Here is a 13616-nt window from a genome sequence, read left to right on the forward strand (position 1 = left end):
CCGTCCTTTTATCCTGCTCAACCTGTTGACCGCCCTGGCGGGCTGCAGCGGTGGCGACCCGGTGGAATCATTCAGCGGCCCGACCATGGGCAGCCGCTACAGCGTGCAGTACGTGCCCAGCGCGCAGACGCCCCAGCCCCGCCAGGTGCAGGCGGAAGTGGAAAACATCCTCGGTGAGCTGGACCAGCAACTGTCGCTGTACCGGGGCGACTCCGAGGTACGCCGCTTCAACGAATTGCCCGCCGATAGCTGTCGGGTGATGCCGCCCGCGGTCCTGGCCCTGGTGCAGTACGGCCAGTCGCTGTCCAGCGCCAGCGAGGGTGCCTATGACCAGACCGTGGGGCCGCTGATGGACCTGTGGGGCTTCGGCCCGGGCAGCCGTCAGCAGCAGGTGCCGCGCCCGGCCGTGCTGGCCTTGACCCGTCAGCGCGTGGGTTACCGCCACCTTCGCATCGACGGCGACCAACTGTGCAAGGACGCGGCGGTAGCAGTGGACCTCAACAGCGTGGCGGCCGGGTACGCGGTGGAACGCATTGGCGCGCGCCTGCAGGCCATGGGCGTGGGCAGCTACCTGGCCGAGGCGACCGGCGAGCTCAAGGCGGTGGGGCGCAAGCCTGATGGCAGTGCCTGGCAGGTCAGCGTGCAGGCCCCGCGCGCTGACGACCCTCACGCCAGCCGGGTGCTGGGCATTGACGGTTATGGTGTGTCCACCTCTGCGGAGCACACCCATTACTTTGTCCATGAAGGGCGGCATTATTCCCATCTGCTGGATGCCCGCACGGGCGCGCCCATCAGCCATGACCTGGCGTCGGTAACGGTGATTCATCCTTCGGCCTTGTCGGCCGATGGCTTGTCTACGTTGCTGATGATATTGGGGCCGGAGCAGGGTTGGGAATACGCCCAGGGGCATGACATCGCGGCGCTGTTCGTGCGCCGTGATGGCGAGGTGTTGTCCAGCCGTGGAACGCCGGCGTTTGAGCGCATGGCGGGGGCCAATGTGCCGGGCAAGTAAGGCCCGAGCGGTTCACTCGTTGACCATTTCCCGCACCGCTTCCACCTTTGCCATTGACGCCAACCCCCAGAGATCAATAGCCTTTGACGCGACCAAGGGTTAATGTTCGCGGCGTTCACGCTTCTATAGACTGCATCCCCGAGTTTTCGATGCCGCGGCGCGGCATGTTGAGCCGGAGGTACCAGAGTGGTGTCTCGGCCTGTTCTGAAGGAGTACGCATGGCTGTCTACAACTATGATGTAGTGGTGTTGGGTTCCGGGCCCGCCGGTGAGGGCGCGGCAATGAACGCCGCGAAGGCAGGGCGCAAGGTGGCGATGGTCGATAGCCGTCGCCAGGTCGGCGGCAACTGCACCCACCTGGGCACCATCCCGTCCAAGGCCCTGCGTCACTCGGTCAAGCAGATCATCCAGTTCAATACCAACCCCATGTTCCGGGCCATTGGCGAACCACGCTGGTTCTCGTTCCCCGACGTGCTGAAAAGCGCCGAGCAGGTGATCGCCAAGCAGGTGGCATCACGCACCACGTATTACTCGCGCAACCGTGTCGACGTGTTTTTCGGCACCGGCAGTTTCTCTGACGAGCAGACCGTGGAAGTCATCTGCGCCAACGGTGCGCAGGAAAAACTGGTGGCCAAGCAGGTCATCATCGCCACCGGTTCGCGCCCCTATCGCCCGGCCGACATCGACTTCCACCACCCGCGTATCTACGACAGCGACACGATCCTCAGCCTCACCCACACCCCGCGCAAGTTGATCATCTATGGCGCCGGGGTCATCGGCTGCGAATACGCCTCGATCTTCAGTGGGCTGGGCGTGCTGGTGGAGCTGGTGGACAACCGCGAGCAGCTGCTGAGCTTCCTGGACTCGGAAATTTCCCAGGGCCTGAGCTACCACTTCAGCAACAACAACGTGATGGTTCGCCATAACGAAGAGTATGAAAAAGTAGAAGGCCTGGAAAACGGTGTGATCCTGCACCTCAAGTCGGGCAAGAAGATCAAGGCCGACGCCTTGTTGTGGTGCAACGGCCGTACTGGCAACACCGACCGCCTGGGCTTGGAAAACATTGGCATCAAGGTCAACGGTCGCGGCCAGATCAACGTCGACGAGGCGTACCGCACCAGCGTGCCGACCATTTACGGCGCTGGTGATGTGATCGGCTGGCCAAGCTTGGCCAGTGCCGCCTACGACCAGGGCCGTTCGGCCGCTGGCAGCGTGGTGGACAACGGCAGCTGGCGCTACGTGAACGACGTGCCGACCGGCATCTACACCATTCCCGAGATCAGCTCCATCGGCAAGACCGAGGCCGAACTGACCCAGGCCAAGGTGCCTTACGAAGTGGGCAAGGCATTCTTCAAGGGCATGGCCCGTGCGCAGATCTCCGGTGAGCCGGTGGGCATGCTGAAGATTCTGTTCCACCGTGAAACCCTGGAGATCCTCGGCGTGCATTGCTTCGGCGACCAGGCATCAGAGATCGTCCACATTGGCCAGGCCATCATGAGCCAGCCGGGTGAGCTCAATACCCTGAAGTATTTCGTCAACACCACGTTCAACTACCCGACCATGGCCGAAGCGTATCGGGTAGCCGCATACGACGGCCTCAACCGGCTTTTTTGAGCGGCTCCGGCCGGTGGCCTGAGCCGGCCGGGGAGACCGATTTCAGCGATTCCCGAGCGTGGCGGTGGCCAAACCGGGAAAGTCTGTAATCAGGCTGTCAACGCCGAAGTCGGCGAGCCGACGCATCAGCGCCGGTTCGTTGACCGTCCACACCGACACATGCAGCCCCTGGCGCTGGGCCTTGATCAAGCGCTCGGGGGTGCACAGCGTCCAGTTCAGCGCCAGCAGGTTGCAGCCATGGTTCTGGGCCACTTTCAGCGGGTCCAGCCAGGCGTATTCCGCCACCAGGCCACGGCTGATGTCCGGGGTCAGTTCGGCGGCGGCCCGCAGCACTTCCCGTGAGCTGGAGGTGATGGTGACCTTGTCCAGCATGCCGTACTCCTGCGCCAGTTCGCGAATCGCCAGCACGGTGGTGGCGGCGCGGGTGCGCGAGGCGCTCTTGACCTCCAGTTGCCAGTGCTCGAAATCGCAGGCCTTGAACAGCTCTTCCAGGCGTGGAATAGGGCAGGGTTGAACCCAGCCCGGGCCGCCTTTGCGCGCATCGTAGGTGACCAGGTCAGCGGCATCATGCTCCACCACCTTGCCGCGCCGGTCGGTAGTGCGCTTGAGGGTAGGGTCGTGAATCACCATCAGGTGGCCGTCGCGGGACAGGTGCAGGTCCAGTTCGCAACGGCGCACGCCATGCTTGAGGCATTCCTGGAAACTGGTGAGGGTGTTTTCCGGTGCTTCGCCTTTGGCGCCGCGGTGGCCATAAATAAGGGTCACGTCTGTTCCTTCAAAAAATCGCTGGGTCAGTGTGCGGTGGAGGCAGGGGCTGGCTTGTCGGCATGCCACTCCTGCCTGTCGTGTCAGGCAGCAGGCTGATCGTTTTGTTCGCGTTCCTTGCGCCGTTCGGCCTGTTGTTTCTGCAGGATATAGCGTGCCAGCAATTGCCGCTGGGCGTCACTGAGGGAATCGAACTCGGTGCCGATTTCATAACGGCCATCGGCCCTGGCGTCGCAGTGGGTGACCTTGGCCCGCAGCAGTAACCCCAGTGCCTGGGGCATGAGGGCCATCTTGACCGCTACGCGGCTGCCGGGCGCCATGGCCTGGTCATGGCTGAACTCCACGCCGCCTTCGGACAGCACCACCGGCTGCGGTTCGCCGATGTGCCCCAGCACGGTCTGCGCCACCACCTGGCTGAGCAGGTCGATACGCTTATTCTGGGCCTTGAGGAAGTTGCCCAGGGTGCGGTCGCTGTCACTGAGTTGACGCAGCAGGTGCTGGGACTCGAATTCGCTCAGGTGCAGTTCGCTGAGCAGGTTGAAGAGCGGTGACGCATCTTGCAACACATCGGTGCCCGCGGCGTCGGCGGCCGACAGCGGGCTAATTTCCAGTGCGATCCTATCGTCGATACGGTAGTATTCGCGGCGATCTTCTTCATCTAATGTCGACATGGCGAACCCATGGTAGCGGCGGTGGTCTGAGTGTAAAGCTGCTCGTCAAGCCCCGCCACAAGGACGTTCCTCTTCCACCCGAACAAGCCCCGACATGTTCAGACCTCTCTTCGTGTTCATCGGCGCGCGTTATACCCGCGCCAAGCGTCGCAATCATTTTGTGTCGTTCATTTCACTGACCTCCATGATCGGTCTCGCCCTGGGCGTCATCGTCATGATCGTGGTGCTGTCGGTCATGAACGGCTTCGATCATGAGATGCGTACCCGCGTGCTCGGCATGGTGCCCCACGCAACCATCGAATCCAGCAAGCCGATCAGTGATTGGCAGGCCCTTGCCGCTAAAGTAAAGCAGAATCCCGCGGTTGTGGAGGTAGCGCCCTACACGCAAATGCAGGGTTTGCTGACCAATAACGGCAAGGTGCAGAAAATGCTGCTCAACGGCGTCGACCCGGCCGAGGAGCGCAAGGTCTCTATCCTGGATCACTTCATCAAGCAGGGTAGCCTGGACGACCTCAAGGCGGGCGACTTCGGCATCATGCTGGGCGACAACGCCGCCAACAAGCTGGGTGTGCAAGTGGGTGACAAGGTCACGTTCGTCACGCCCGAGGTGAGCATCACCCCGGCTGGGATGTTCCCACGCATGAAGCGCTTCACGGTCACCGGCATCTTCCATGTGGGCGCCGGCGAGATCGACGGCTACCTGGGCCTGACCAACCTCGACGACCTGGCCCGCCTGCACCGTTGGCAGCCCGACCAGGTGCAGGGCCTGCGGCTGAAGTTCGCCGACCTGTTCCAGGCACCGCGCATTTCCTGGGAGATCGCGCAGCACCTGGGTGACCAGGACTTCTACGCCCGCGACTGGACCCGCACCCACGGCAACCTGTACCAGGCCATCGGCATGGAGAAATCCATGATCGGCCTGCTGCTGTTGCTGATCGTGGCGGTGGCCGCGTTCAACATCATTTCGACCCTGGTGATGGTGGTCAACGACAAGCGCGGCGACATCGCCATCCTGCGCACCCTGGGGTCGACGCCTGGGCAGATCATGCGCATCTTCATGGTCCAGGGCACGGTGATCGGCGTGGTCGGCACGCTGATCGGCGCGGTGCTGGGGATGCTCGCGGCACTGAACGTCAGCGCCGCCATCGCCTTGCTGGAAAAAGTCATCGGGCACAAGTTTCTCAACCCCGACGTCTACTTCATCGATTACCTGCCGTCGCAGCTGATGGCCAATGACGTGTTCATGGTCTGTGGCGCGGCATTGGTCCTGAGTTTCCTCGCGACCCTGTACCCCGCCTGGCGTGCCGCACGCACCCAGCCGGCAGAGGCGCTACGTTATGAGTGAGTTGGGCATGAGTGAAAAAGCAGTGCTGAGTTGCCGCAACCTGGGCAAGTCCTACGAGGAAGGCCCGGAGTCGGTCGTGGTGTTGTCCAATCTGCAGTTGGAGCTGTTTGCCGGTGAGCGCGTGGCCATCGTCGGCCAGTCGGGTTCGGGCAAGAGTACCCTGCTGAACATGCTCGGCGGCCTCGACACGCCTACCACGGGCAGTGTGTGGCTGGCGGGCGAGCAACTGTCGGCCTTGAACGAGAAAGCCCGCGGCCTGTTGCGCAACCGCGCCCTGGGCTTCGTCTACCAGTTCCACCACCTGCTGCCCGAATTCACGGCGCTGGAGAACGTGTGCATGCCGCTGCTGATCGGCAAGACGCCGATCCCCGAGGCGAAACAGCGCGCCACCGCGCTGTTGGAGCGTGTGGGCCTGGGTCACCGGCTGTCGCACAAGCCAGCCGAGCTGTCGGGCGGCGAGCGTCAGCGCGTGGCCATTGCCCGTGCATTGGTGAACCAGCCGGGCCTGGTGATGCTCGACGAGCCTACCGGCAACCTCGACCAGCATACCGCGCAAGGTATCCAGGACCTGATGCTGGAGTTGAGCACGTCGCTGCGCACCGCCTTCCTGGTGGTGACCCACGACCTCAACCTGGCTCGCCAGATGGACCGCGTGCTGCGCCTGGAAGAGGGCCGTCTGGTCCCTATCTGAGCCACCCGGCGTTGCGCCCGGCCACTCGCCGGGCGCCTGCTTCAACCCTTTTTCCAGGTGCCTTGACGTATGTTCAGACCCTTATCCATCTTCGTCGGCGCGCGCTACACCCGGGCCAAGCGCCGCAACCATTTCATCTCGTTCATTTCCATGACCTCCATGATCGGCCTGGGCCTGGGTGTGCTGGCGATGATCGTGGTGCTGTCGGTGATGAACGGTTTCCAGAAGGAAATGAGTTCGCGCATCCTCGGCATGGTGCCCCACGCGACGATTCTGGGCGCCAAGCCGCTGGACGACTGGCAGCCGGTGGCCGCTGCCGCCATGAAGAACCCCGAAGTACTGGCCGCGGTGCCGTTCACCGACATGGACGGCATGCTGTCCTACAAGGGCTACATGCAGCCGATCCAGGTCAGCGGTGTCGATCCCGCCCAGGAGGGCAAGGTGTCCATCGTCGCCGACCACATCGTGCAAGGCTCGATGCAGGACCTCAAGCCGGGCGAGTTCGGCGTGGTCATCGGCGACATCACCGCGCGGCGCTTTCGCCTGAGCGTGGGTGACAAGCTGACCCTGATCGTGCCGGAACTCAGCGGTGAGCCAGGCGGCATTACCCCGCGCATGCAGCGCCTGAACGTGGTGGGGGTGTTCAAGGTCGGTGCCGAGCTGGACGGTTCCATGGCCTTGATCCACATGGCCGACGCCGCGCAGATCCAGCACTGGCAGCCCAACCAGGTGCAGAGTGTGCGCCTGAAGCTCAAGGACCTGTACATGGCACCCCAGGTGTCCAAGGCCATCGCCGGCACCTTGGGTGATGGCTACAAGGCGGATGACTGGACCCATACCCAGGGCAGCCTGTTCAGCGCCATGAAAATGGAAAAGACCATGATCGGCCTGTTGCTGCTGATGATCGTCGCGGTGGCGGCGTTCAACATCATCGCCACGCTGATCATGGTGGTGAACGACAAGGGCGCGGATATCGCGATACTGCGCACCTTGGGCGCCACGCCCCGGCAGATCATGGGCATTTTCATGGTGCAAGGCACGGTAATCGGTGTGGTGGGCACGCTGATCGGTGGTGTGCTGGGCATCATTGCCGCCCTCAACGTCAGCGCCATGGTGGGCTGGATCGAGCGGGTGACCGGCCAGCACATTTTTACCTCCGACGTGTACTTCATCAGCAACCTGCCGTCCGACCTGCAGGCCGGTGACGTGGTAATGATCTGCAGCGCGGGCCTGATCCTGAGCTTCCTGGCCACGATCTACCCGGCCTGGCGCGCGGCACAGATCGAACCGGCGTACGCCTTGCGCTACGAATAAAACCGGAGCCGTTGGTGGGGGCTGGCAAGCCAGCCCCCACAAGCGCCGCGCAAACCGTTAAACTGGGCGGGTTTATTCACGTCCAGGTTTCCAACATGCATCCCGCAGCCGAACATTCGCCGTTGGGCAAGTCCAGCGAATACATCTCCACCTACACGCCATCGTTGCTGTTCCCCATCCCGCGCGCCGCCAAGTGGGCCGAGCTGGGCTTGAGCGCCGATACCCTGCCGTACCAGGGCGTCGACTTCTGGAACTGTTTCGAACTGTCGTGGCTGCTGCCGTCGGGCAAGCCGGTGGTGGCCATCGGTGAATTCAGCATCCCGGCAGACTCGCCGAACATCATCGAGTCCAAGTCGTTCAAGCTGTACCTCAACTCGCTGAACCAGACCCCCTTCGACAGCACCGAAGCGCTGGAAGCCTGCCTGGTCGAAGACCTGTCCGCGGCCGCCGGCAAGCCGGTGGGTGTGCGTGTGCGCCGCCTGGCGGAGGTGGAAGCGGAAGGGGTGGTCGGGTTGCCAGGCACGTGCATCGATGACCTGGACGTGAGCATTTCCAGCTATGAGCACCCGCAGCCCGAACTGCTGCGCTGCGATGCGTCGCGCAGGGTCGAGGAAAGCCTGCACAGTCACCTGCTCAAATCCAACTGCCCGGTCACCAGCCAGCCAGACTGGGGCAGTGTCGCGGTGCACTACCGCGGCCCGGCGCTGGACCACGCCAGCTTCCTGGCCTACCTGGTGAGCTTTCGCCAGCATTCGGACTTCCACGAGCAGTGCGTGGAGCGCATTTTCATGGACCTGAAGCGCTTGCTTGATCCGCAGGAACTGACGGTGTATGCGCGGTATGTGCGTCGCGGTGGCTTGGACATCAACCCGTACCGCAGCATGTCGGCGGTGACCTTGGAGAACGTGAGGCTCGTCCGCCAGTAAGGTAGGTGGCGCAGGCTTCCCGAGCGGGCGCCCGGTCCCACAGCGTTGGTATCGCTGGTTGGGGTTTCCCCGTGGGATCGGGCGCGCCGTGGGTTCAGATACCCATGCCCCCCAGGGTCTGGATGATGTTGCGCAACGTGCCCGCCAGCCCTGGGTGCTCCACTTCGAAGCGCTCTGCGGCCAGGTTGACGCCGTCGGCGAGGTTGGGGTTGTTGGTGGCGGTTTCCAGCTGCAGCTCGGCCTCGATCTGGGCCATCAGGTCGTGCAGGTTGGCACGCTCCTCTTCATTCAGCGGCGGGTTCTGCTCCAATTGCTCGCGCAATGTGTTCAGTTGCTCTTGCAGTTCGCGGGCAGGCATGGCGATCTCCCTTCAATAATAGGCACTGCCATTGACCGCGGCGCACTGCCAAAGGTCCATGACTGACCTTTAGATTAATCCAGCGCCGCGTTGCCTGCATGATCTTGATCAACGTCGTTGTATCAGGGCTTTTCCCCCTTGTAGCGGCGCAGGGCGATGTCGGCCAGGCAGGTGCCCAGTTCTTCCAGGTGGTCGATCACCGAATGCACGCCCAGCGCGAACAGGTGCAGCGTGGCCTTGCCGCGCAGCAGGTCGCGTTCGCGGGATTCCAGCAGCGCCCACTCCGGGGCGGACAGCCCGCACAGCGAGCCGCAGGACGCCAGTCCGACGGTCCACAGCCCGGCGTTGAGGCCAGATTGCAGCAGGCGCGGGTTACCACTGACGAGCACGCAGCCGTCCAGCTTCGATACGTTGAGGTGCATCAGTGCTTGCCAGCAGGCGTCCGGCGCAGGCCAGGGGTTGCCGTCGGTAGCCCCCACGGCTTTTACCCATTGGGGCAGGGGGGCGGCCAGCGGCAGGGCCAGCTCTTCCTTGAGTTCGTCCAGCCAGGCACAGGGAACACCCTGGTGGTGCAGCTGCTTCAAGGCTTGCAGGGCGCCTGGCGTGGGGCCGGCCTCGGGTTCGGTGCGCGCGCCGAAATCCACCAGGCAGCCGCTCAGGCCAAAGAGCAGCGCGGTGAAGGCGGGTACGCAAGGGGCGGTGTCAGGCATGTCGGCTTCCCTGTGTAGACCCTCGAAGGCTACGCAGGCGGCATGACAGTTGCGTGAACCTGTGATGACGTTTGGGTGTCTGTGTATCGGGCCTGCGACAAGACTGACGCGCCGCCCGCAGAAGCTTTATACTGCATCACTTTATGTCACGGGGCCCTCCGGCTGCCGATTCGAATCCAAGGAGTAACGTCTATGCGCTTGATCGGTGCAGGAATGATCGATCGTCTGGCCAAGGCCTGCCTGTTCGCGGGTGTGGTCCTGGCCCCAGGGGTACAGGCAGCGGACGAAGACCCGTGGGAAGGTGTCAACCGGGTCATCTTCCGTTTCAACGATACGGTCGACACCTACGCGTTCAAACCGATCGCCCAGGGCTACCAGTTCATCACCCCGCAGTTCATGCAGGACGGCGTGCACAACTTCTTCCAGAACATCGGTGACGTCGGCAACCTGGCCAACGATGTACTGCAGGTCAAGCCGCGCGAAGCCGGCGTCGACACCGCGCGGCTGCTGCTCAACACCACGCTGGGTGTCGTAGGGTTCGTGGACGTGGGCACCCGCATGGGCCTGCAGCGCAACGACGAGGACTTCGGCCTGACCCTGGGCAAGTGGGGCGTGCCGAGCGGCCCGTACGTGATGATCCCGCTGCTGGGGCCAAGCACTGTGCGTGATGGCCTGGCCAAATACCCCGACAGTTTCACCCAGCCGTACCGCTACATGGACGACATGTCGCTGCGCAACAGCCTGTTCGCGCTGAACATGGTCGATACCCGCGCGCAGTTGCTGTCGGCGGAGAAGATGATCAATGGCGACAAGTACACCTTCATCCGCAACGCTTACCTGCAGATGCGCGAGTTCAAGGTGAAGGAAGGTCACGTCGTCGACGATTTCTGATCGTCCCGATGTGCAAAGGGCGACCTTCGGGTCGCCTTTTTCGTGGGGTGGAGCGTCAGCTCATCTGCAGGATGCTCAGTCCCAGGGTTTGCAGCCCGGCGCCCAGCTCCTCGACTCGCACCACCTCCACCTGGGCCTCCAGGTCGCGCAGGGCGGCGTGTTCGGAGGGCAGGTGAATGCCGATGATGTCGCCTACCCGCAGGCTGCTGCGCGCCTCGATCTGCATGCCCGTGCTGGACAGGTCACGGCACACGCCCACGATCCGTTGCCCGTCCACTTTCAGAAACACTTTGGCGTTGACCGTCATGCGAATGAAATCGCGTTTCTCGGCAAAGTCGCGATCGATCTGGCTCATGGGCTGCATCCTTCCATTAGGTTGCTTGCGAAGGGGTTTTTATAACCCCCGGTGATTTGCGCTGTAAAGACGGCAAGCGACCATCGGCACACGCTTGAAACACCCGGCGGATGGGAGTACCGTCTGCGCCTTAGAGGGCACCTCTGGGTAATCGTGTCAGGGCACATTGTCCTACACTGGCTACCAGGAGAGGCTAGAAGTGAATCCAGTAAGCGAGCTCAGGCCCGGCCGAGTACCTTACGCCAACCAATTTCTGGCGCCGTTTGCCCACATGCAGAAAACCAGTGCCACGCTGCTGATAATCGATGATGACGACGTAGTGCGCGCGAGTCTCGCCGCCTACCTGGAAGACAGTGGCTTCAGCGTCCTGCAGGCGAGCAATGGCCTGCAGGGGCTTCAGGTATTCGAGCAGGAAAAGCCCGATCTCGTGATCTGTGACTTGCGCATGCCCCAGGTCGGTGGCCTGGAGCTCATTCGCCAGGTCACCGAGCGCGCGCCCGAACTGCCCGTGATCGTGCTGTCAGGTGCGGGGGTCATGAACGACGCCGTGGAGGCCTTGCGCCTCGGCGCGTCGGACTACCTGATCAAGCCCCTGGAAGACCTGGCGGTGCTTGAGCACTCGGTGCGTCGGGCGCTTGACCGTGCCTGGCTGCTGCAGGAGAACCAGCGCTACCGGGAAAAGCTGGAAACCGCCAACCGCGAACTGGAGGCCAGCCTGCACCTGTTGCAGGAAGACCAGAACGCCGGGCGCCAGGTGCAGATGAACATGCTGCCCGAGAGCCCGTGGGAGGTCGACGGCTTCAAGTTCGAGCACCAGATCATCCCGTCCCTGTACTTGTCAGGTGATTTCGTCGACTGTTTTCGCGTCGATGAGCGTAGAGTGGCATTCTACCTGGCTGACGTTTCCGGGCATGGTGCCTCGTCAGCGTTCGTGACCGTGCTGCTGAAATTCATGACCACGCGCCTGATGTTCGAATTCAAGCGCAGCGGCACCTTGCCGGAATTCAAGCCGTCGGAAGTGCTGGGCCATATCAACCGCGGCCTGATCAACTGCAAGCTGGGCAAGCATGTGACCATGGTGGGCGGGGTCATCGACGAGGAAACCGGCCTTTTGACGTACAGCATTGGCGGGCATCTGCCGTTGCCGGTGTTCTTCAGCCAGGGCCAGGTGCGTTACCTGGAAGGGCGAGGGTTGCCGGTGGGGCTTTTCAACGAGGCCACCTACAGTGACCACGTACTGGAGTTGCCCGAGAGTTTCAGCCTGACGCTGTTCTCTGATGGCATTCTGGACCTTTTGCCCGGTGAAACACTCAAAGACAAAGAGGCTGCCTTGCCGGAAATCGTCAAGGAAGTTGGCGGCGGCCTGGATGGCCTGCGGCAGAAGTTTGGATTGGCCACGCTCGGGGAGATGCCGGATGATATCGCCCTGTTGGTGCTAAGCAGGAACCTAGAATGAGTACGGGTAGAATCCAGTTCGCCGAGCAAGATGGCACGTTCGTGCTGAAATTTGTCGGTGAAGTGCGCCTGACCTTGTGTTCGGCGCTGGATGCGACTATTGAAAAGATCTTCACTGCCTTGAATTTCTCGGCCATCGTCATTGACCTGACCGAGACGCGCAGTATCGACAGCACCACGCTGGGCCTGCTGGCCAAGCTGTCGATCCTGTCGCGGCAGAAGGTAGGGTTGCTGCCGACCGTGGTCACCACCCACGAGGATATCACGCGCCTCCTGCAATCGATGGGCTTCGACCAGGTGTTCAACATCGTCGACCGCCCCATCCCATGCCCGGAATGCCTGACCGACCTGCCATCCCAGGACCAGTCCGAGGACATCGTGCGCACCAAGGTACTGGAAGCGCACAAGATCCTCATGGGCCTGAACGACTCCAACCGCGAAGCGTTCCACGACCTGGTCAGCGCCCTCGAGCGCAGCTGAAGCCAGCTACCACAAAAAAGGGCGACTTCCGTGGAAGCCGCCCTTTTTCATTGCCGACTGCGAATCAGAGCTTCGCCTTGAGCAACGCTTCCAGTTTCTCCTGGTCGCGGGCGAACTGGCGAATGCCTTCGGCCAGCTTCTCGGTGGCCATGGCGTCTTCGTTGGACTCCCAGCGGAACTGAGCTTCGTTCAGCGTGTGCTTCGGCTCGCCGGCGTTGCCAGGCTTGAGTTTCTGCGACAGCGTGCCGGTGTCATCCGACAGCTTCTGCAACAGCTCGGGGCTGATGGTCAGGCGGTCGCAACCGGCCAGCTCTTCGATCTGGCTGGTGTTGCGGAAGCTGGCGCCCATGACCACGGTGTCGTAGCCATTGGCCTTGTAGTAGTTGTAGATGCGCGTGACCGACTGCACGCCCGGGTCTTCGGCGCCGGTGTATTCCTGACCGGTGGACTTCTTGTACCAGTCGTAGATGCGGCCCACGAACGGCGAGATCAGGAACACCCCGGCGTCGGCGCAGGCGGCGGCCTGAGCGAAAGAGAACAGCAGGGTCAGGTTGGTCTGAATACCTTCCTTCTCGAGTTTCTCGGCGGCGCGGATACCTTCCCAGGTCGACGCCAGCTTGATCAGCACGCGGTCGCGGCTGACGCCAGCCTTGTCGTACAGGTCGATCAACTGGTGGGCCTTGGCCAGCAGCTTGGGCTCGTCGAACGACAGGCGCGCATCCACCTCGGTGGAGATGCGTCCCGGGATCGCCTTCAAGATACCGCTACCCACGGCGACCGCGAAGCGATCGCAGGCCAGGCCGATATCGCCCTTGACGTCGCCCACGGCGTCATTCAGCAGGTCGGCGTAGCTGGTGATGGCGGCTGCCTTGAGCAACAGCGAGGGGTTGGTGGTGGCGTCCACGGGCTTGAGGCGGGTAATCGCATCGAGGTCACCGGTGTCGGCGACTACCGTGGTGAATTGCTTGAGTTGTTCCAGCTTGGAAGTCATGAGCGTGCTCTGTCCTGTGCGATTGAGTGACATTACCCG

General features: G+C 62.6%; 15 protein-coding genes. 9 read left to right on the forward strand and 6 right to left on the reverse strand.

Features of this window, described 5'->3' with window-relative positions; all coding sequences use genetic code 11:
- Nucleotides 1-85 precede the first annotated feature (85 nt).
- Together HWQ56_RS10080 and sthA are read left to right on the forward strand one after the other, a co-directional pair.
- Nucleotides 86-1012, forward strand: coding sequence for an FAD:protein FMN transferase (locus HWQ56_RS10080; protein WP_158157986.1), 927 nt, complete (start codon nucleotides 86-88; stop codon nucleotides 1010-1012).
- Between the two features lie 218 nt (nucleotides 1013-1230).
- Nucleotides 1231-2625 (forward strand): Si-specific NAD(P)(+) transhydrogenase, encoded by a 1395-nt coding sequence (gene sthA / locus HWQ56_RS10085; protein ID WP_176570338.1) that lies wholly within the window; start codon nucleotides 1231-1233, stop codon nucleotides 2623-2625.
- Nucleotides 2626-2667: 42 nt separating this feature from the next.
- On the opposite strand, the gene HWQ56_RS10090 is transcribed toward sthA, so the two are convergent.
- Both HWQ56_RS10090 and HWQ56_RS10095 read right to left on the reverse strand, forming a co-directional pair.
- The gene (locus HWQ56_RS10090) at nucleotides 2668-3390 is read right to left on the reverse strand and encodes a glycerophosphodiester phosphodiesterase (protein ID WP_158157968.1); all 723 of its coding nucleotides are present in this window, start codon (nucleotides 3388-3390) and stop codon (nucleotides 2668-2670) included.
- Nucleotides 3391-3473: 83 nt separating this feature from the next.
- Nucleotides 3474-4061, reverse strand: a complete 588-nt coding sequence (locus HWQ56_RS10095; RefSeq protein ID WP_158157967.1) for a PilZ domain-containing protein — start codon at nucleotides 4059-4061, stop codon at nucleotides 3474-3476.
- A gap of 94 nt (nucleotides 4062-4155) precedes the next feature.
- Here HWQ56_RS10095 and HWQ56_RS10100 point away from each other — a divergent pair, with 94 nt between their 5' ends.
- The 4 genes from HWQ56_RS10100 to queF all read left to right on the forward strand — a co-directional run bounded on the left by HWQ56_RS10100 (nucleotide 4156) and on the right by queF (nucleotide 8337).
- Complete coding sequence (locus HWQ56_RS10100) at nucleotides 4156-5406, forward strand: lipoprotein-releasing ABC transporter permease subunit (protein ID WP_158157966.1); 1251 nt, start codon at nucleotides 4156-4158, stop codon at nucleotides 5404-5406.
- Between the two features lie 7 nt (nucleotides 5407-5413).
- A complete protein-coding gene (gene lolD, locus HWQ56_RS10105) occupies nucleotides 5414-6097 on the forward strand; it encodes a lipoprotein-releasing ABC transporter ATP-binding protein LolD (protein ID WP_176570339.1) in 684 nt (227 codons plus the stop codon).
- A 69-nt stretch (nucleotides 6098-6166) separates the two neighbouring features.
- Nucleotides 6167-7411 carry a lipoprotein-releasing ABC transporter permease subunit gene (locus HWQ56_RS10110; protein ID WP_158157964.1) on the forward strand — a complete coding sequence of 415 codons (1245 nt, stop codon included), beginning with the start codon at nucleotides 6167-6169 and terminating at the stop codon, nucleotides 7409-7411.
- A 95-nt stretch (nucleotides 7412-7506) separates the two neighbouring features.
- A complete protein-coding gene (gene queF / locus HWQ56_RS10115) occupies nucleotides 7507-8337 on the forward strand; it encodes an NADPH-dependent 7-cyano-7-deazaguanine reductase QueF (RefSeq protein WP_176570340.1) in 831 nt (276 codons plus the stop codon).
- A gap of 94 nt (nucleotides 8338-8431) precedes the next feature.
- Here queF and HWQ56_RS10120 read toward each other — a convergent pair whose 3' ends face one another.
- Both HWQ56_RS10120 and pcrP read right to left on the reverse strand, forming a co-directional pair.
- Nucleotides 8432-8695, reverse strand: coding sequence for a DUF4404 family protein (locus HWQ56_RS10120; RefSeq protein WP_176570341.1), 264 nt, complete (start codon nucleotides 8693-8695; stop codon nucleotides 8432-8434).
- Nucleotides 8696-8817: 122 nt separating this feature from the next.
- Nucleotides 8818-9405 (reverse strand): HAD superfamily inactivated hydrolase PcrP, encoded by a 588-nt coding sequence (gene pcrP / locus HWQ56_RS10125; protein WP_176570342.1) that lies wholly within the window; start codon nucleotides 9403-9405, stop codon nucleotides 8818-8820.
- 192 nt (nucleotides 9406-9597) lie between these two features.
- Between pcrP and HWQ56_RS10130 the strand changes: the two genes are divergently transcribed.
- Nucleotides 9598-10296, forward strand: a complete 699-nt coding sequence (locus HWQ56_RS10130) for an MlaA family lipoprotein (RefSeq protein ID WP_158157960.1) — start codon at nucleotides 9598-9600, stop codon at nucleotides 10294-10296.
- A 55-nt stretch (nucleotides 10297-10351) separates the two neighbouring features.
- Here HWQ56_RS10130 and HWQ56_RS10135 read toward each other — a convergent pair whose 3' ends face one another.
- Entirely contained in the window at nucleotides 10352-10651 is a 300-nt protein-coding gene (locus HWQ56_RS10135; protein ID WP_158157959.1) for a PilZ domain-containing protein, read from the reverse strand.
- 271 nt (nucleotides 10652-10922) lie between these two features.
- Here HWQ56_RS10135 and rssB point away from each other — a divergent pair, with 271 nt between their 5' ends.
- Together rssB and rssC are read left to right on the forward strand one after the other, a co-directional pair.
- Nucleotides 10923-12107: a two-component system response regulator RssB gene (gene rssB, locus HWQ56_RS10140; protein ID WP_158157985.1), complete on the forward strand. Its 1185-nt coding sequence runs from the start codon at nucleotides 10923-10925 to the stop codon at nucleotides 12105-12107.
- Complete coding sequence (gene rssC, locus HWQ56_RS10145; protein WP_158157958.1) at nucleotides 12104-12586, forward strand: anti-sigma factor antagonist RssC; 483 nt, start codon at nucleotides 12104-12106, stop codon at nucleotides 12584-12586. Before rssB ends, rssC begins: the two co-directional genes overlap by 4 nt.
- 64 nt (nucleotides 12587-12650) lie before the next feature.
- Here the strand turns inward: rssC and tal are convergent, their stop codons facing one another.
- Nucleotides 12651-13577, reverse strand: coding sequence for a transaldolase (gene tal / locus HWQ56_RS10150; RefSeq protein ID WP_176570343.1), 927 nt, complete (start codon nucleotides 13575-13577; stop codon nucleotides 12651-12653).
- Nucleotides 13578-13616 lie beyond the last annotated feature (39 nt).

This window comes from Pseudomonas eucalypticola, from assembly GCF_013374995.1.
In the GTDB taxonomy this organism is placed as follows: Bacteria; Pseudomonadota; Gammaproteobacteria; order Pseudomonadales; family Pseudomonadaceae; genus Aquipseudomonas; species Aquipseudomonas eucalypticola.

What these genes read in the sequence shown, in the direction of transcription:
- HWQ56_RS10080 (WP_158157986.1), top strand. Translation starts at nt 86, where the DNA reads ATGGGCAGCCGCTACAGCGTGCAGTACGTGCCCAGCGCGCAGACGCCC.
- sthA (WP_176570338.1), top strand. Translation starts at nt 1,231, where the DNA reads ATGGCTGTCTACAACTATGATGTAGTGGTGTTGGGTTCCGGGCCCGCC.
- HWQ56_RS10095 (WP_158157967.1), bottom strand. Translation starts at nt 4,061, where the DNA reads ATGTCGACATTAGATGAAGAAGATCGCCGCGAATACTACCGTATCGAC.
- HWQ56_RS10100 (WP_158157966.1), top strand. Translation starts at nt 4,156, where the DNA reads ATGTTCAGACCTCTCTTCGTGTTCATCGGCGCGCGTTATACCCGCGCC.
- lolD (WP_176570339.1), top strand. Translation starts at nt 5,414, where the DNA reads ATGAGTGAAAAAGCAGTGCTGAGTTGCCGCAACCTGGGCAAGTCCTAC.
- HWQ56_RS10110 (WP_158157964.1), top strand. Translation starts at nt 6,167, where the DNA reads ATGTTCAGACCCTTATCCATCTTCGTCGGCGCGCGCTACACCCGGGCC.
- queF (WP_176570340.1), top strand. Translation starts at nt 7,507, where the DNA reads ATGCATCCCGCAGCCGAACATTCGCCGTTGGGCAAGTCCAGCGAATAC.
- HWQ56_RS10120 (WP_176570341.1), bottom strand. Translation starts at nt 8,695, where the DNA reads ATGCCTGCCCGCGAACTGCAAGAGCAACTGAACACATTGCGCGAGCAA.
- pcrP (WP_176570342.1), bottom strand. Translation starts at nt 9,405, where the DNA reads ATGCCTGACACCGCCCCTTGCGTACCCGCCTTCACCGCGCTGCTCTTT.
- HWQ56_RS10130 (WP_158157960.1), top strand. Translation starts at nt 9,598, where the DNA reads ATGCGCTTGATCGGTGCAGGAATGATCGATCGTCTGGCCAAGGCCTGC.
- HWQ56_RS10135 (WP_158157959.1), bottom strand. Translation starts at nt 10,651, where the DNA reads ATGAGCCAGATCGATCGCGACTTTGCCGAGAAACGCGATTTCATTCGC.
- rssB (WP_158157985.1), top strand. Translation starts at nt 10,923, where the DNA reads ATGCAGAAAACCAGTGCCACGCTGCTGATAATCGATGATGACGACGTA.
- rssC (WP_158157958.1), top strand. Translation starts at nt 12,104, where the DNA reads ATGAGTACGGGTAGAATCCAGTTCGCCGAGCAAGATGGCACGTTCGTG.
- tal (WP_176570343.1), bottom strand. Translation starts at nt 13,577, where the DNA reads ATGACTTCCAAGCTGGAACAACTCAAGCAATTCACCACGGTAGTCGCC.